We start from the raw sequence: 17,859 nt of genomic DNA on the forward strand, positions 1-17,859 counted from the left end.
CACGGGAGAGCTCGGACTCTCGGCCGACAGCTACGGGCGGTGCGCGGGTGGCGCTTCGCCTCCACCGCCCCGGTCGAGCGTGCCGCCGAGGACGGCGACGTCGTGACGATCGACCTGCAGGCCAAGGTCGACGGCGAGGTCCTGGAGGACGGCGTCGCCGACGGCGTCTCCTACACCATCGGCTCCGGCGAGCTGCTGGACGGCATCGACGACGCCGTGAAGGGCCTGGAGGCCGGTGGCGAGGCCACCTTCACCTCCGAGCTGAAGGGCGGCTCGGCCGCCGGCAAGGAGGCCGAGGTCACCGTCAAGGTCACCCAGGTCGCCAAGCGTGAACTGCCCGAGCTGGACGACGAGTTCGCGCAGCTCGCCTCCGAGTTCGACACCATCGAGGAGCTGCGCGCGGACAGCCGCAAGCGCCTCGAGAACATGAAGCAGTACGACCAGGCCACGCAGGCCCAGGAGCGTGTCCTGGAGAAGCTGCTCGAGCTGGTCGAGGTCCCCGTCCCCGAGAAGCTGCTCGAGGACGAGGTCAACACGCGCAAGCACAACCTCGAGCACCACCAGCTCGGCCAGATGGGCCTCGACCTCGCGAAGTACCTGGAGATCCAGGGCAAGAGCGAGGAGGAGTTCGAGACCGAGACCCGTGAGGCCGCGGTCAAGGGCATCAAGACCCAGTTCGTGCTCGACGAGCTCGTCAAGCAGGAGAAGCTGAACGTCAACCAGGAGGAGCTCACCGAGCACCTCATGCGCCGTGCGGCCTCCTCCGGCATGTCCCCCGACCAGTTCGCCCAGGCGGTCGTCGAGGGCGGCCAGGTTCCGCTCCTGGTCGGCGAGGTCGCCCGCGGCAAGGCCCTGGCCGTCGTGGTCGAGAAGGCCACGGTCAAGGACACCAACGGCGAGATCATCGACCTCGACGACGAAGAGGACGAGACCGAGTCCGCCGAGGCCTCCGCCGAGGAGACCCCGGCCGAGTCCGCCGAGGAGAAGACCGAGGGCTGAGCCCCGGTTGCCGTGAGTCCGTGAGAAGGCCCTGGGGCGCGCCCCAGGGCCTTCTTGCACTCCAGGGGTGCAGCGCACTCAGGGGCCCGGGGAACTGCGCGAGCGACCACGACGCGCCCGCAGCCGCCGATGGACGGAACCACCCCGCCGAAGCCGCGCGGCGCTACGCCCCCGGCGAACACTCCCATCTCCGGGATTCCCCGAAGGGACCCGCGCGTTAGGGTCCATGAATACGAGGGCAGTGGAGTCCCCGAACGGCTCCTAGCCCCTAGGGAAACGTGAGACGGCCCGGCGCCGTCGTAAAGACGAGCAGGTGGATACGTGACGAATCTGATGCCCTCAGCCGCCGGCGAGCCCTCTATCGGTGGCGGCCTCGGCGACCAGGTCTACAACCGGCTGCTCAACGAGCGGATCATCTTCCTCGGCCAGCCGGTCGACGACGACATCGCGAACAAGATCACCGCGCAGCTGCTGCTCCTTGCCGCCGACCCGGACAAGGACATCTACCTGTACATCAACAGCCCCGGCGGTTCCATCACGGCCGGCATGGCGATCTACGACACCATGCAGTTCATCAAGAACGACGTGGTCACCATCGCCATGGGCCTCGCGGCCTCGATGGGTCAGTTCCTGCTCAGCGCCGGCACCCCCGGCAAGCGCTTCGCGCTGCCGAACGCCGAGATCCTGATCCACCAGCCCTCCGCCGGCCTCGCCGGCTCGGCCTCGGACATCAAGATCCACGCCGAGCGGCTGCTGCACACCAAGAAGCGCATGGCCGAGCTCACGTCCCAGCACACGGGGCAGTCGGTCGAGCAGATCACCCGCGACTCGGACCGCGACCGCTGGTTCGACGCCTTCGAGGCCAAGGAGTACGGCCTCATCGACGACGTGATTCCCACGGCCGCCGGTATGCCGGGCGGCGGCGGCACCGGGGCCTGAGCGGTCCCCACGGGGCCTGTGGCGCCCCGTGAGGCCCACGGAGCCCTCCCGGGCCCCAGCGACCCCAGACAGCCCCAGCCGACCGCCTCAGCCCTTTTCAGGAGACACCGTGAACCAGTTCCCCGGCAGTGGGATCTACGACCGTATGCACGCCGTGCAGGACATGAACGCCTCGCAGGGCCGCTACACCGGCCCGCAGGCCGAGTCCCGCTACGTCATCCCCCGCTTCGTCGAGCGCACCTCCCAGGGCATCCGCGAGTACGACCCGTACGCGAAGCTCTTCGAGGAGCGCGTGATCTTCCTCGGCGTCCAGATCGACGACGCCTCCGCCAACGACGTCATGGCGCAGCTGCTGTGCCTTGAGTCGATGGACCCCGACCGTGACATCTCGGTCTACATCAACAGCCCCGGCGGCTCCTTCACGGCGCTCACGGCGATCTACGACACGATGCAGTACGTGAAGCCGGACATCCAGACGGTCTGCATGGGCCAGGCCGCCTCCGCCGCCGCCGTCCTGCTGGCCGCCGGTACGCCGGGCAAGCGCATGGCCCTGCCGAACGCGCGCGTGCTGATCCACCAGCCGTACAGCGAGACCGGCCGCGGTCAGGTCTCCGACCTGGAGATCGCCGCGAACGAGATCCTCCGGATGCGCTCGCAGCTGGAGGAGATGCTGGCCAAGCACTCCACCACGCCGGTCGAGAAGATCCGCGAGGACATCGAGCGCGACAAGATCCTCACGGCCGAGGACGCGCTGAGCTACGGCCTGATCGACCAGATCATCACCACCCGGAAGATGGACAACTCGAGCCTGCGTTGAGGCGAGAGGCTGTAACGTCTGCCGCCCCTTGGCACGGTTTGGCTCGGTTCACGTCAAAGCGAACCGCGCCAAGGGGGGCCCGAACGGGGGGCCCGGCAAGGTACCGTCGGACATAAGGCAGCACCAGGAGTCCGCTGGACGTCGACGTCCAGGAGTCTCCCAGGCGAAGGGGAAGCACACCGTGGCACGCATCGGTGACGGCGGCGATCTGCTCAAGTGCTCGTTCTGTGGCAAGAGCCAGAAGCAGGTCAAGAAGCTCATCGCAGGGCCCGGTGTGTACATCTGCGACGAGTGCATCGATCTCTGCAACGAGATCATCGAGGAAGAGCTCGCGGAGACCAGTGAGGTCCGCTGGGAGGAACTCCCGAAGCCCCGCGAGATCTACGAGTTCCTCGAGGGCTACGTGGTCGGCCAGGAGGCCGCCAAGAAGGCCCTCTCCGTAGCGGTCTACAACCACTACAAGCGCGTCCAGGCCGGCGAGAACGGCGGGGCGAACGGCCGTGACGACGCCATCGAGTTGGCGAAGTCCAACATCCTCCTCCTCGGCCCCACGGGCTCCGGCAAGACCCTCCTCGCCCAGACCCTCGCGCGCATGCTGAACGTCCCCTTCGCGATCGCCGACGCCACGGCCCTCACGGAGGCCGGTTACGTCGGCGAGGACGTCGAGAACATCCTGCTCAAGCTGATCCAGGCGGCCGACTACGACGTCAAGAAGGCCGAGACCGGGATCATCTACATCGACGAGATCGACAAGGTCGCGAGGAAGAGTGAAAACCCCTCCATCACGCGCGACGTCTCGGGCGAGGGTGTTCAGCAGGCCCTGCTGAAGATCCTGGAGGGCACCACGGCCTCGGTCCCGCCGCAGGGCGGCCGCAAGCACCCCCACCAGGAGTTCATCCAGATCGACACGACGAACGTGCTGTTCATCGTGGGCGGCGCCTTCGCCGGTCTTGAGAAGATCATCGAGTCCCGCGCCGGCGCCAAGGGCATCGGCTTCGGCGCGCAGATCCGCTCCAAGCGCGAGATGGAGTCCAAGGACCAGTTCCAGGAGGTCATGCCGGAGGACCTGGTCAAGTTCGGCATGATCCCCGAGTTCATCGGCCGCCTGCCGGTCATCACCTCGGTCCACAACCTCGACCGCGAGGCCCTGCTCCAGATCCTGGTCGAGCCGCGCAACGCGCTCGTCAAGCAGTACCAGCGCCTCTTCGAACTCGACGGCGTGGAGCTGGACTTCGAGCGCGAGGCCCTCGAGGCGATCGCCGACCAGGCCATCCTCCGCCAGACCGGCGCGCGCGGGCTGCGCGCCATCATGGAGGAAGTCCTCCAGGGCGTGATGTACGAGGTCCCGTCCCGCAAGGACGTGGCCCGGGTCGTCATCACGGCGGACGTCGTCCAGTCGAACGTCAACCCGACGCTGATCCCGCGGGATGCGCGGGGGCGGGGGCCGGGGGAGCAGAAGACGGCGTGACACAGACGTGAAGGGAAGGGCCCCGGTCGATGACCGGGGCCCTTCCCTTTGTGGCTTCGGCGTCGTCAGGCCTTGACGCGGACCTCTGGGCGGACCTTGGTGGTGAGGTCGATCGCCACGTCCTTGGTGACGCCCTGTGCCGCGTCACCCGGCGACACGATGGCGATGGTGCTGTAGTCGGCCCACGCGCAGAACCAGTTGGTCTTCTCCTTCTTGGTCAGCCGGTCCTGCCCCTTGACCGACTGGCACTTCATGACCGCGCCGTCCAGGTCCGCGGCCTCGGGCTCGCCGACCAGCTCGGGCTTGCCGGATCCGGTGGCGGACTCCTTGTCGGCCGACTTCTTGAAGTTGGCGAAGAACAGGTCCAGCGTCGCCTCCGGGTCGGAGATCTCACCGTAGGCGCCGGCCACCGAGAGAGTCTTGGCCGTTGCCATCTTCCCCGCGGACGCCGGATCGTTCGGGTCGTAGTCGCTCAGGTCCACCGTGGAGTAGAGGCCGGTCGCGGACTTGGCGTTCTTGACGCCGCTCTTCTCCAGCTCCGCCGTCGTTTCCGTGCCGGCGGTCGCTCCGTCGTCCGTGGTGCGCTTGTACTCGCTGAGCACGGTCGCCGGCGTAGCCAGCTTGTGCGGCCCGTCGTCCTCCAGGGCGCCCGCGCCACCACCCCCGCCGATCACGAGGTACGCACCCACGCCGATGGCCGCCACGACCGCGACCGCGCCGATGATCAGGCCGGTCTTCTTCTTGCCGCCGCCCGGCGCCGGGGGCTGGGGCGCGCCGTAGGGGGCCTGGCCGTAGGGCGGCTGCGGCTGCTGGCCGTACGGGGGCTGCTGGCCGTACGGGGCCTGCTGGGGCGGGACGCCCTGCGGGGGCTGCTGGGGATAGCCGTAGCCGGGCTGGGGCGGAGGGGCCTGCTGGGGGTAGCCGTAGCCGGGCTGGGGCGCCTGCGGCGGCTGGCCGTACGGGCCGGGCTGGCCGTACGGACCGGGCTGCTGGGGCTGCCCGCCGTACGGGCCCGGCTGGTTGTAGCTCATGTTCTGGGTTCCCCTCCAGATGCTTATGTGTTCCGGACATCCTGGCGCAGACCCGCCGTGTGCATGGCATCGGGGCCGCCACCGTTACAAAGGAAACGCGTTTCGGGACGGGCCGGTGACACCTCTAAACTGACCCCCGTGACCGAGAACGCTCAGCAGCAGCCACCAGCGCCCAGCACCGACCTGCCGACCCAGTACGCGCCGGCCGACGTAGAGGGGCCGCTGTACGAGCGCTGGGTGGAGCGGGGTTACTTCGAGGCGGACGAGAAGAGCGATAAGCCGCCGTACACCATCGTCATCCCGCCGCCGAACGTCACGGGCTCGCTCCACCTGGGGCACGCCTTCGAGCACACGCTCATCGACGCCCTGACCCGCCGCAAGCGCATGCAGGGCTACGAGACGCTGTGGCAGCCGGGCATGGACCACGCCGGCATCGCCACGCAGAACGTCGTCGAGCGGGAGCTCGCCAAGGAGGGCAAGTCCCGCCACGACCTGGGCCGTGAGACGTTCGTCGAGCGGGTCTGGCAGTGGAAGGGCGAGTCCGGCGGCCAGATCAGCGGCCAGATGCGGCGGTTGGGCGACGGCGTCGCCTGGTCGCGCGAGCGCTTCACGATGGACGAGGGCCTGTCCCAGGCCGTCCAGACCATCTTCAAGCGTCTCTACGACGACGAGCTGATCTACCGCGCCGAGCGCATCATCAACTGGTGCCCCCGCTGTCTGACGGCCATCTCGGACATCGAGGTCGAGTACCAGGACGACGACGGCGAGCTCGTCTCCATGAAGTACGGCGACGGGGACGACACCATCGTCGTCGCCACCACCCGCGCCGAGACGATGCTCGGTGACACGGCCGTCGCCGTTCACCCGGAGGACGAGCGCTACAAGCACCTGGTCGGCAAGCTGGTCAAGCTGCCGCTGACCGACCGCTCCATCCCGGTCGTCGCGGACGAGCACGTCGACCCCGAGTTCGGCACGGGCGCCGTCAAGGTGACCCCGGCGCACGACCCCAACGACTTCGAGATCGGTCAGCGCCACGGCCTCCCGGCCCTGACGATCATGGACGAGCACGCGGTCATCACCGCCCACGGCCCGTTCCAGGGCCTGGACCGCCTGGAGGCCCGCTCGGCGATCGTCGCCGCGCTGCGCGCGGAGGGCCGGATCGTCGCGGAGAAGCGGCCGTACGTCCACTCCGTCGGCCACTGCTCGCGCTGCAAGACCACCATCGAGCCGCGGCTGTCCATGCAGTGGTGGGTCAAGGTCGGTCCGCTCGCGAAGGCCGCCGGTGACGCGGTCCGCGACGGCAAGGTCAAGATCCATCCGCAGGAGATGGAGAAGCGCTACTTCGACTGGGTCGACAACCTCCACGACTGGTGCATCTCGCGGCAGTTGTGGTGGGGCCACCGCATCCCGGTTTGGTACGGCCCGAACGGCGAGGTCGTCTGCGTCGGCCCCGACGAGGAGCCGCCGAGCGGCGAGGGCTGGCGTCAGGACACCGACGTCCTCGACACCTGGTTCTCCTCCGGCCTGTGGCCGTTCTCCACGCTCGGCTGGCCCGAACAGACCGAGTCGCTCGCGAAGTTCTACCCGAACTCCGTCCTGGTCACCGGCTACGACATCCTCTTCTTCTGGGTCGCCCGGATGATGATGTTCGGCCTGTACGCGATGGACGGCACCCCGCCGTTCCACACCATCGCCCTGCACGGCATGGTCCGCGACCAGTTCGGCAAGAAGATGTCGAAGTCCTTCGGCAACGCGGTCAACCCGCTGGACTGGATGGACAAGTACGGCAGCGACGCCCTCCGCTTCACCCTCGCCCGTGGCGCCAACCCGGGCGTCGACGTCCCGATCGGCGAGGACTGGGTCCAGGGCTCCCGGAACTTCGCCAACAAGATCTGGAACGCGACGCGCTTCGCGATGATGAACGGCGCGACGATCGAGGGTCCGCTGCCGGACGTCTCGAAGATGTCGGCGACCGACCGCTGGATCCTCTCCCGCCTCAACTCGGTGGTCGCCGAGGTCGACGCGTTCTACGAGGACTACCAGTTCGCCAAGCTCTCCGACGCCCTGTTCCACTTCGCGTGGGACGAGGTCTTCGACTGGTACGTCGAGCTGTCCAAGACGACGTTCCAGGCGGGCGGCGAGGCGGCCGAGGTCTCCAAGCGTGTCCTCGGCGAGGTCCTCGACGTCACGCTGAAGCTGCTGCACCCGGTGGTTCCGTTCGTCACCGAGACCCTCTGGACCACGCTCACCGGTGGCGAGTCGGTCGTCATCGCCGACTGGCCGACGGACAGCGGCTTCCGGGACGCCGACGCCGAGCGCGAGATCGAGTCCCTCCAGTCGGTCATCACCGAGGTCCGCCGCTTCCGCGCCGACCAGGGCCTCCAGCCCGGCCAGCGTGTCCCGGCCCGGTTGACCCTGGACGGCACGAGGTTCGCGCCCCACGAGGCGGCCATCCGCCAGCTGCTCCGCCTCCAGCCGGAGGGCGACGCCTTCACGGCCACGGCCACCCTCCCGGTCGCCGGCGCCGAGGTCGCGCTCGACCTGTCGGGCACGATCGACGTGGCGGCGGAGCGCAAGCGCCTGGCCAAGGACCTCGCGGCGGCCGAGAAGGAGAAGGCCCAGGCGAACGCCAAGCTCGGCAACGAGGCGTTCCTGGCGAAGGCCCCCGACCACGTCGTCGACAAGATCCGCACCCGCCTCGCCAAGGCGGAGGAGGACATCACCCGCATCCAGTCCCAGCTGGAGCGCCTGCCGCAGGGGTAAGGGCACGTGCTGAGTGTGAGGCCCCCGGAGCCGAGTCAGGCCCGGGGGCCTCAGACGTGGCTCAGGGACACGTACCCGCTTTTTTTGGGGGCGCGGGGAACTGCGCGACAAGGCACATACGACCCGCAGACACACGACGACAGAAACCACCCCCGACCGATGTCACCGCCCGTCCGTAGACTGGCCCCGTGAGCGAGCTCCCTCCAGACCACAACGCCGACGACCAGCCCGACCCCCTCGACAGCTTCGACGAGATCATCGCGGAGGAAACCACCCGCGACCCCGACCTCGCGGTCATCGAAGCCGGCAGCCGAACCCTGCGCACCCAGGGCGGCCCGCCCGACGCCGACATCCCGACGCGCCCCGCCGACCCCGAGGTCGACAAGGCCCTGCGCGAGGTCGAGACCGAGCTCGCGACCCGGTGGGGCGAGACCAAGCTGGAGCCCTCCGTCAGCCGTATCGCCGCGCTGATGGACGTCCTGGGGGAGCCGCAGCGGTCGTACCCGTCGATCCACATCACGGGGACGAACGGCAAGACCTCCACGGCCCGCATGATCGAGGCCCTGCTCGGCGCCTTCGAGCTGCGCACCGGCCGCTATACCTCGCCCCACGTGCAGTCGATCACCGAACGCATCAGCCTCGACGGCGCCCCCATCGCGCCCGAGCGGTTCATCGAGACGTACCAGGACATCAAGCCGTACGTGGAGATGGTCGACGCCTCCCAGGAATACCGGCTGTCGTTCTTCGAGGTGCTCACCGGCATGGCGTACGCGGCGTTCGCCGACGCCCCCGTGGACGTGGCCGTCGTCGAGGTCGGCATGGGCGGCTCCTGGGACGCCACGAACGTGATCGACGGGGACGTCGCCGTCGTCACGCCCATAGACCTCGACCACACCGACCGGCTCGGCACCACGCACGCCGAGATCGCCACGGAGAAGGCCGGCATCATCAAGCAGGGTGCGACGGTCATCATGGCGCAGCAGCCGGTCGACGCGGCGCAGGTGCTGCTGAAGAAGGCCGTCGAGGTGGACGCGACCGTGGCCCGGGAGGGGCTGGAGTTCGGCGTCGTGGAGCGGCAGGTGGCCGTCGGCGGGCAGCTGGTGACACTGCGCGGGCTCGGCGGCGAGTACCCCGAGGTGTACCTGCCGCTGCACGGCGCGCACCAGGCGCACAACGCGGCCGTAGCGCTCGCCGCCGTCGAAGCGTTCTTCGGCGTCGGTGCGCAGCGCGCCGACGCGCTGGACCTGGACACCGTCCGCAAGGCTTTCGCCGCCGTGGCGTCGCCGGGCCGGCTGGAGGTGGTGCGCCGTTCGCCGACGGTGGTGCTGGACGCCGCACACAACCCGGCGGGTGCCCGGGCGGCGGCCGAGGCGATCGGGGAGGCGTTCCAGTTCAGCCGTCTCATCGGGGTGGTCGGCGCGAGCGGCGACAAGAACGTGCGGGGGCTGCTGGAGGCCTTCGAGCCGGTGTTCGCCGAGGTCGTGGTCACGCAGAACTCGAGCCACCGCGCGATGGACGCCGACGAGCTCGCCGGTATCGCCGTGGAGGTGTTCGGCGAGGAGCGCGTCCAGGTCGAGCCGCGGCTGCCGGACGCGCTGGAGGCCGCCATCACACTGGCCGAGGAGGAAGGCGAGTTCGCGGGCGGTGGTGTGCTCGTCACCGGTTCCGTCATCACCGTCGGCGAGGCCCGACTGCTCCTGGGGAGAGGCTGAGTCCTGTGCGCACGCTCTGTTCTTCGACGCTGATCGGCGAGTTCTTCGTCATCGGGTTCGCCGGTCTGGTCGCCATGAAGGACCCGGACCTGTCCATGACGACCGTGTGGACGGTCAGCGGCATCGCGATGTTCCTGTGCCTGGTGCTGTGCGGTCTGGTGACGCGCCCGGGCGGGGTCGCCCTCGGCTGGGCGCTGCAGATCGCGCTCATCGCGTCGGGGTTCATCGTGCCGACCATGTACTTCCTGGGCGCGATCTTCGCGGCCCTGTGGTGGGCGTCCGTCCACTACGGGCGGAAGGTCGACGAGGCGAAGGCGAGATTCGCGGACCGGGCGAGCTCGTCCACACCTGACGCTGCGTAACAGGCGCCCCGACACGCCGGGTAACCTCGTCCCACCGCAAGACCTTCACCTCTAAGGAGCCCGTCGTGAGCCAGCGCACCCTCGTCCTCCTCAAGCCCGACGCCGTCCGTCGTGGCCTGACCGGCGAGATCATCAGCCGCATCGAGCGCAAGGCGGGCTGGCAGATCACCGCGCTGGAGCTGCGCACCCTGGACCAGGACACGCTGGAGCAGCACTACGGCGAGCACAAGGGCAAGCCCTTCTACGAGCCGCTGGTGGAGTTCATGGCGTCCGGTCCGGTCGTGGCGCTGATCGTCGAGGGTGAGCGGGTCATCGAGGGGCTGCGCGCGCTCGCCGGCCCCACCGACCCGATCGCCGCCGCCCCCGGCTCCATCCGCGGCGACTACGGCGTCATCGTCCGGGAGAACCTGATCCACGCCTCCGACTCCGAGGAGTCCGCCGAGCGCGAAGTGAAGATTTTCTTCCCCGGCCGGGCGTAGCGTCCGCACCTCACCAGCACATACGGCAGAGTCTGGGGGGCGCGCCCCCGGACTTTGCGGCATATGCGTGGCGATCGAGGGAACGATGGGGCCCGAACGCCCGTCTCCAGAAGCGAATGCGGCCGGCATCTGCTGACAATGGCGGAGACCCTCCCGCAGTGTTCGCGAAGGCGCGTCTACGATGGAAGCCTTCACGTCACAGCACCCACCTTTGCCTACCTGAAAAGCCCTCAAAAGCTAGTGGGAAGGCCAGACGAATCCTGATGGGGAACTCAATGTCGTTCATCGGCCGTGACATGGCTGTCGACCTCGGGACCGCCAACACGCTGGTGTACGTCAGGGGTCGCGGGATCGTACTCAACGAGCCGTCCGTCGTCGCGATCAACACCAACACCGGTGGCATCCTCGCGGTCGGTGCCGAAGCGAAGAAGATGATCGGGCGCACGCCCGGCAACATCGTTGCCGTACGTCCACTGAAGGACGGCGTGATCGCCGACTTCGAGATCACCGAGCGGATGCTCCGCTACTTCATCCTGAAGATCCACAAGCGGCGGTATCTGGCTCGTCCGCGGGTCGTCGTCTGTGTGCCCTCGGGCATCACGGGCGTCGAGCGCCGCGCCGTCATCGAGGCGTCGTCCCAGGCCGGCGCCCGTCAGGTGCACATCATCGAGGAGCCCATGGCCGCGGCCATCGGCTCCGGCCTGCCGGTCCACGAGGCCACGGGCAACATGGTGGTCGACATCGGCGGCGGCACCACGGAGGTCGCGGTCATCTCCCTCGGCGGCATCGTCACCGCCCAGTCCATCCGTGTCGCGGGCGACGAGCTGGACAACGCGATCATCCAGCACATCAAGAAGGAGTACTCCCTCCTGCTGGGTGAGCGCACGGCCGAGCAGATCAAGATCACGATCGGTTCGGCGTACGACCTCGATTCCGACGAGCACACTGAAATCCGCGGCCGGGACCTCGTGTCCGGACTGCCGAAGACCGTGGACATCTCGGCGGCCGAAGTCCGCAAGGCGATCGAGGAGCCGGTCAACGCGATCGTCGACGCCGTCAAGACGACCCTCGACAAGTGTCCGCCGGAGCTGTCCGGCGACATCATGGACCGAGGAATCGTTCTGACCGGTGGCGGGGCGCTGCTGCGGGGTCTCGACGAGCGGCTGCGCCGGGAGACCGGCATGCCGATCCACATCGCCGAGGACCCGCTCGACAGTGTGGCTCTCGGATCCGGAAAGTGCGTCGAGGAGTTCGAGGCGCTCCAGCAGGTGCTGGACGCCCAGCCGCGCAGATGACATAACTCTTCGATTCCGCCGTACGGGACGATCTCCTCTCGTGCGGCGGATCGTTGATACAGATGCATAAGCTCCCACAAAAGCAGCCCCTCGGGTTTCCCTGGGGCTTCCCGAATTCCGATGAGGAAGGGCACGGCCGCCGCACGTGAGGGACACACGAGAGAGCCGGCTGCTCCTGGTGCTGCTGATCGCCGTCGCGTTCGCGTTGATCACGGTGGACATCCGCGGTGGGGAGGACTCGCCCGTCGACGGTGCCCGGCAGGGTGCGGCGACGGTCTTCGGCCCGATCGAGAGCGGCGTCTCGGCCGCGGTCGACCCGGTCGGCAACGCGGTCTCCGCCATACGCGACTCGGGGGACCGGCATGACCGGCTCGCCGCGCTGGAAGAGGAGAACGCGGCCCTGAAGGCCCGGCTCGGCAGCGACGACCGCAGCCGCAGCCGCCTCAAGCAGCTCGACAAGATGCTGAAGATCGCAGGCCAGGGCCAGTACGGCATCAAGGGCGCCGAGGTCATCGCCATCGGAGCCGCGCAGGGCTTCTCCTGGACCATCACCATCGACGTCGGCGCCAACGACGGCATCAAGCGCGACATGACCGTCCTGAACGGGGACGGGCTCGTCGGCCGCGTCACCACCGTCGGGCCCAACACCGCGACGGTCCTGCTGGCCAGCGACCCCGACTTCACCGTCGGCACCCGCATGGAGTCCGGCGACGAGCTCGGCTTCGCCTCCGGGCAGGGCGACCGCCCGCTGCGCGTCGAACTCCTCAACGGCAAGGCCGAGGTGAAGAAGGGCGACCGCCTGGTCACCTTCGGCTCGCAGGCCGACCGGCCGTTCGTGCCCGGCGTGCCCGTCGGCGTGGTGTCCCGCGTGGACCCCTCCGGCGGTGGCCTGACCCGCACGCTGTACGTCACGCCGTACGCCGGTTTCACCAAGCTCGACATCGTCGGTGTCGTCGTCGAGGCCCCGAAGAAGGACCCGCGTGACACGGTGCTCCCGCCCAAGCCCAAGCCGACCCCCAGGCCGACGGTGACGGTGACCGTGACGCCGTCCCCCGAGGCGCCCGTGGACGGCCAGAACCAGCAAGAGCAGTAGGAGCTGTCACCCCATGCGCGTCAACCGGATCCTGCTCTCCTCCGCCCTGGTCGTCGTCGCCCTGGTGATCCAGGTGAGCGTCCTCGCCCGCCTCCATCTGCCGGGCGCCGTACCCGACCTGCTGCTGCTCACCGTGCTCGGCCTCGCGCTGGTGTACGGCCATGTGGGCGGCGCCCTCGTCGGCTTCGGCGCGGGTCTGCTCGCCGACCTCGCCCCGCCCGCCGACCACGCCGCCGGGCGTTACGCCCTCGTGCTGTGCGTCATCGGCTACCTCGCGGGCCTGGTGAAACCCGAGACGGGCCGGCTGAAGTCCGCAACCGGCCCCATGGTCGTGGTGGTGGCCGCCGCGGTCGGCTCCACCCTGCTCTACGCCGGGGTCGGTGCCCTCGTCGGCGACACCGCGGCCCGCCACGTGGGCCTCGGCAGCCTGCTGTTCACCGCCGCCCTGTACGACCTGCTGCTCGCCCCGTTCGTCGTGCCGGGGATCATGGCCCTGGCCCGGCGCGCCGACAACGATCCGCTCGCCGAGTCCACCTCGGCCGCCGCCAAGGCCACGGACATCTCCTCCGGCTGGCTCTCCGGCGGCACCGGCCTGAAGATCGGCAGCCAGCGCAACGGGCTGCGCGTGAAGGCCGCCCGGGCACGGATGGCGCGCGCCGGGCGCATCAAGGGGGTCAAGCGGCTGTGAACGCAGCGAAGTTCACCCGAACGGGTCGGTCCAGTAGGAACGCCGGTTCGTGGGCGGGCGTTCATCACTCGTACCCGCACATTCGTACGCGCACCGAGAGGGGGAGGCAGCCGCAGTGACCAACATTCCCGAGACCGGCAGGAACTCACGGGTCCAGATCCGGCTCGTCGTCATCCAGGTCCTCGTCCTCTCCCTCCTGCTGACCCTCGGCGGACGCCTGTGGTACCTCCAGATCCGTGAGGGCGCCGCCTACGCCAAGGAGGCGTCGGGCAACCACGTCCAGCAGGTCGTCCAGCCGGCCGTCCGCGGCTCGATCCTGGACGCGCGCGGCGTGGCCATCGCGGACAACGAGACGCGGCTGGTGGTCTCCGCCTCCCGCACCGACCTGCTGAAGATGAAGGACGACGGGAAGGAAGTCCTCACCAAGCTCGCCGGGGTCCTGGGCATGACGCCGAAGGACGTCCAGATGAAGGTCCGGCTGTGCGACGCCAAGACGCCGCAGCCCTGCTGGAACGGCTCGCCCTACCAGCCCATCCCCATCACCGACGAGGCCACCGCCAAGCAGGCCCTGCAGATCCGTGAGCGCGCCGAGGACTTCCCCGGCATCACCGCCGAACCGCAGGCCGTGCGCCGCTACCCGAGCCCGGGCAAGGCCAACACGGCCCAGGTCCTCGGCTACCTCTCGCCGGTCACCGACGAGGAGATCAAGAAGGCGCAGAACACCAACTCGCCGTATCTGCGCTCCGACCAGGTCGGCCGCTCGGGGCTGGAGCGCCAGTACGACAAGGCGCTGCGCGGCAAGGCCGGCGTCACCCGCTACGAGGTCGACAACCTCGGCCGGGTCATCGGCGAGGCCGAGGCGGACCCGGCCCACCCCGGCGACAACCTCGTCACCAGCATCGACTCCCGGGTCCAGCGGATCGCCGAGTACCAGCTGAACGAGGCCATGAAGGAGGCCCGCAAGCAGCACGACCGCAACACGGGCACCAACTACAAGGCCGACTCCGGCGCCGTGGTCGTCATGGAGGCCAAGACCGGCCGCGTCGTCGCCATGGCCTCCAACCCCACCTACGACCCGAACGCCTGGGTGGGCGGCATCTCCGCCAAGGACTACGCGCGGCTCACCGGCAAGAGCTCCAACTACCCGCTGCTCAACCGCGCCATTCAGGGCCAGTCGGCGCCCGGCTCGATCTTCAAGGTCGTCCCGACCGCCGCCGCGGTCAACGCGGGCTACTCCTTCAACGGCCCCTACCAGTGCTCCAGCTCGTACTCGATCGGCGGCCAGGTCTTCAAGAACTTCGAGTCCAAGGGGTACGGCCCGATCAGCCTCGGCCGCGCCCTGGAGGTCTCCTGCGACACGGTCTTCTACCGGCTCTCCCACGAGGAGTGGAAGCGCGACGGCGGCACCAAGCCGAAGAAGAACGCCAACGACTGGTTCTACAAGACGGCCCACCAGTTCGGCCTCGGCAAGGAAACCGGCATCGACCTGCCCAACGAGGTCACCGGCCGCGTCCCCGACCGCCAGTGGAAGCTGAGCTACTGGAAGGCCAACAAGGACGCCTGGTGCCGCACGGGCAAGCGCAACGGCAGCTACGCCGAGAAGATCGCCTACGAGAACTGCCTCGAAGGCAACCGCATGCGCGCCGGTGACTCCGTCAACTACTCCATCGGCCAGGGCGACACGCTCGTCACGCCCATCCAGATGGCCACCATCTACTCGGCCATCTCCAACGGCGGCACCCTCTACAACCCCTCCGTCGGCAAGGCCGTCATCAGCGCCGACGGCAAGACCGTCACGCCGATCAAGCCCAAGTCGCACGGCAGGCTGCCGATGACGCAGAAGACGCGCGACGAGATAGACGAAGCCCTCGCGGGAGTCGCCACCCGCGGTACGGCCGCCTGGAGGTTCGGCGGCTGGCCGCAGGACAAGATCCCGATGCACGCCAAGACGGGTACGGCGGAGGTCTACGGCAAGCAGACGACCTCCTGGTTCGCCACGTACACCAAGGACTACTCGATCGTCATGACGATCTCCCAGGGTGGTACGGGCTCCGGCGCCTCGGGCCCCGCCGTCCGCAACATCTACAACGCGCTGTACGGCGTCTCCGAGGACGGCGACATCAACGCGAAGAAGGCGCTGCTGCCCACGCCGCAGAAGACCCTGCCGAAGGTCAAGACGGACGGCACCATCGCCTCCCCGAAGATCTCCAAGGACCCGGCCAAGGACCAGAAGGCCGACAAGAAGGACCCGAACGCCCCCGACCCGCTCCAGCCGGCGACGGCGGCCCCGCCGACGCCGGAGAACCGTGACACCCGAAGGCGGCGGCGCCGCCGGGGAAGCCGGAGGTTGCCAGCATGACCGGCGGTGTGAACAGCTTCCAGGTCTCCGGTTACGGGCCCGAGCGCTCCGGCTGGACGCGGCTGCTGGCCCGCGACTCGGTGGCGCGGCGCCTCGACTGGCCGATCCTGCTGTCGGCGCTGGCCCTGTCGCTGCTCGGCACGCTCCTCGTCTACTCGGCGACCCGCAACCGCACCGAGCTCAACCAGGGCGACCCGTACTTCTTCCTCGTCCGGCACCTGCTCAACACCGGCATCGGTCTGGCCCTGATGGCCGGCACGGTCTGGCTCGGCCACCGCGCCCTGCGCACGGCCGTGCCCGTCCTGTACGGCTTCTCGGTGCTGCTGATCCTGCTGGTGCTGACCCCGCTCGGCTCCACGATCAACGGCGCCCACTCCTGGATCAAGCTGCCCGGCGGCTTCTCGCTGCAGCCCTCGGAGTTCGTGAAGGTCACGATCATCCTGGGCATGGCGATGCTGCTGGCGGCCCGCGTCGACGCCGGCGACAAGCAGTACCCCGACCACCGCACGGTCGTGCAGGCCCTCGGCCTGGCCACCGTGCCGATGCTGATCGTGATGCTGATGCCCGACCTCGGGTCGGTCATGGTGATGGTCATCATCGTGCTCGGCGTGCTGCTGGCCTCCGGGGCGTCCAACCGGTGGGTGTTCGGCCTGCTCGGCGCGGGCACCCTCGGCGCGGTCACCGTCTGGCAGATCGGGGTGCTCGACGACTACCAGATCGCCCGCTTCGCCGCCTTCGCCAACCCCGAGCTCGACCCGGCCGGTGTCGGCTACAACACCAACCAGGCCCGCATCGCCATCGGTTCGGGCGGCCTGACCGGCTCCGGCCTCTTCCACGGCTCGCAGACCACCGGCCAGTTCGTGCCCGAACAGCAGACGGACTTCGTCTTCACCGTGGCGGGGGAGGAGCTGGGCTTCCTCGGCGGCGGCCTGATCATCCTGCTGCTCGGCATCGTCCTGTGGCGGGCCTGCCGCATCGCCCGGGAGACCTCGGACCTGTACGGCACGATCGTGGCCGCGGGCATCGTCGCCTGGTTCGCCTTCCAGACGTTCGAGAACGTCGGCATGACGCTCGGCATCATGCCCGTCACGGGCCTGCCGCTGCCGTTCGTGTCGTACGGCGGATCGTCGATGTTCGCCGTGTGGATAGCGGTGGGGTTGTTGCAGTCGATCCGGGTGCAGCGGCCGATGTCGGCCTAGCGCCCCGGGAGGGGTAGCGGAATGTCCGGGGAGTACGTGGCCCGGTGCCCGGTGACCGAGGAACTGGTGAGCCGGCTCCTCGCGCTGGCGGAGCTGGATCTGACCGACGCCGACGCCATCGCGGCGCGGATGCGGGAGGCCGGCTGGCCCGACTGGTCGCAGGCGGTGCGCGGCCCGGCGTACGAGGACACACCCGACGTCCCCGACGCCACCCACGTCACCCCGCAGGGGCACTTCGTCACCTGTGACGGCGACGGCTCGCTCCACCTTCCCTTCGCCTACCTCTACTCGGTCGACGGCGGCCTGCTCGACGAGGACTGCTGGGGCCCCCTGCCCGGCTGGACCAGCGAGGAGGGCGCCTGGCGGCCGGAGTTCGACGCCCAATTCGCCGCCGTCGTGCAGCGCTTCACCGACCGGCTGGGGCTGCCGAACCATGACATCCGGCAGCCCCGGTACGACACCCGGCACGTCAGCTGGCGCCTGGAGCACAACGTGCTGATCGTCGGGCAGGGCCCCGAGCCGCTGTCGTACCACCAGTTCGAGGACGCCCATGTGCACCTCGTCTCCCGGACGGCGAAGGACGCGCCGTTCCCGGACGGCGAGGAGCTGCGGGCCCTGCTGACGACCTGAACGTGACCGCCCGCCCGTAGGGCGC

The 17,859-nt window shown here is 69.1% G+C and carries 15 protein-coding genes; 14 read left to right on the forward strand and 1 reads right to left on the reverse strand.

Going from position 1 to position 17,859, the window contains the following annotated elements; genetic code table 11:
- The 4 genes from tig to clpX form a co-directional block, all read left to right on the forward strand.
- Positions 1–999, forward strand: a 999-nt coding sequence (tig, locus tag ABT116_RS18350; RefSeq protein WP_351634369.1) for a trigger factor, incomplete at its 5' end; no start/stop codon positions are given.
- 333 nt (positions 1,000–1,332) lie between these two features.
- A complete protein-coding gene (locus tag ABT116_RS18355) occupies positions 1,333–1,938 on the forward strand; it encodes an ATP-dependent Clp protease proteolytic subunit (protein ID WP_030818448.1) in 606 nt (201 codons plus the stop codon).
- Between the two features lie 109 nt (positions 1,939–2,047).
- Positions 2,048–2,755, forward strand: a complete 708-nt coding sequence (locus ABT116_RS18360) for an ATP-dependent Clp protease proteolytic subunit (protein ID WP_351634372.1) — start codon at positions 2,048–2,050, stop codon at positions 2,753–2,755.
- Between the two features lie 181 nt (positions 2,756–2,936).
- The gene (gene clpX, locus ABT116_RS18365; protein ID WP_010041898.1) at positions 2,937–4,223 is read left to right on the forward strand and encodes an ATP-dependent Clp protease ATP-binding subunit ClpX; all 1,287 of its coding nucleotides are present in this window, start codon (positions 2,937–2,939) and stop codon (positions 4,221–4,223) included.
- Positions 4,224–4,288: 65 nt separating this feature from the next.
- Here clpX and ABT116_RS18370 read toward each other — a convergent pair whose 3' ends face one another.
- On the reverse strand, positions 4,289–5,254 hold the full coding sequence (locus tag ABT116_RS18370; protein ID WP_351634375.1) for a hypothetical protein: 966 nt from the start codon (positions 5,252–5,254) through the stop codon (positions 4,289–4,291).
- Positions 5,255–5,392: 138 nt separating this feature from the next.
- Here ABT116_RS18370 and ABT116_RS18375 point away from each other — a divergent pair, with 138 nt between their 5' ends.
- From ABT116_RS18375 to ABT116_RS18420, 10 genes are all read left to right on the forward strand, one after another.
- Complete coding sequence (locus tag ABT116_RS18375; RefSeq protein ID WP_351634378.1) at positions 5,393–8,017, forward strand: valine--tRNA ligase; 2,625 nt, start codon at positions 5,393–5,395, stop codon at positions 8,015–8,017.
- A 188-nt stretch (positions 8,018–8,205) separates the two neighbouring features.
- A complete protein-coding gene (gene folC / locus ABT116_RS18380; protein WP_351634381.1) occupies positions 8,206–9,729 on the forward strand; it encodes a bifunctional tetrahydrofolate synthase/dihydrofolate synthase in 1,524 nt (507 codons plus the stop codon).
- A gap of 5 nt (positions 9,730–9,734) precedes the next feature.
- Complete coding sequence (locus ABT116_RS18385; protein WP_351634384.1) at positions 9,735–10,091, forward strand: DUF4233 domain-containing protein; 357 nt, start codon at positions 9,735–9,737, stop codon at positions 10,089–10,091.
- A 65-nt stretch (positions 10,092–10,156) separates the two neighbouring features.
- A complete protein-coding gene (gene ndk, locus ABT116_RS18390; RefSeq protein WP_104780585.1) occupies positions 10,157–10,570 on the forward strand; it encodes a nucleoside-diphosphate kinase in 414 nt (137 codons plus the stop codon).
- Between the two features lie 275 nt (positions 10,571–10,845).
- Positions 10,846–11,865, forward strand: a complete 1,020-nt coding sequence (locus ABT116_RS18395) for a rod shape-determining protein (protein WP_351634387.1) — start codon at positions 10,846–10,848, stop codon at positions 11,863–11,865.
- Positions 11,866–12,010: 145 nt separating this feature from the next.
- The gene (gene mreC, locus ABT116_RS18400; protein WP_351634390.1) at positions 12,011–12,958 is read left to right on the forward strand and encodes a rod shape-determining protein MreC; all 948 of its coding nucleotides are present in this window, start codon (positions 12,011–12,013) and stop codon (positions 12,956–12,958) included.
- A 13-nt stretch (positions 12,959–12,971) separates the two neighbouring features.
- Positions 12,972–13,646 (forward strand): rod shape-determining protein MreD, encoded by a 675-nt coding sequence (gene mreD / locus ABT116_RS18405; protein WP_097216596.1) that lies wholly within the window; start codon positions 12,972–12,974, stop codon positions 13,644–13,646.
- Between the two features lie 115 nt (positions 13,647–13,761).
- The gene (gene mrdA / locus ABT116_RS18410; RefSeq protein WP_351634393.1) at positions 13,762–16,005 is read left to right on the forward strand and encodes a penicillin-binding protein 2; all 2,244 of its coding nucleotides are present in this window, start codon (positions 13,762–13,764) and stop codon (positions 16,003–16,005) included.
- Positions 16,002–17,204 carry a rod shape-determining protein RodA gene (gene rodA, locus ABT116_RS18415; protein ID WP_351634396.1) on the forward strand — a complete coding sequence of 401 codons (1,203 nt, stop codon included), beginning with the start codon at positions 16,002–16,004 and terminating at the stop codon, positions 17,202–17,204. Before mrdA ends, rodA begins: the two co-directional genes overlap by 4 nt.
- Before the next feature lie 21 nt (positions 17,205–17,225).
- A complete protein-coding gene (locus ABT116_RS18420; protein WP_351634399.1) occupies positions 17,226–17,834 on the forward strand; it encodes a hypothetical protein in 609 nt (202 codons plus the stop codon).
- Positions 17,835–17,859: the final 25 nt, after the last annotated feature.

Origin of the sequence: Streptomyces sp. NPDC002130 (assembly GCF_040296465.1) — a bacterium.
Lineage (GTDB): Bacteria > Actinomycetota > Actinomycetes > Streptomycetales > Streptomycetaceae > Streptomyces.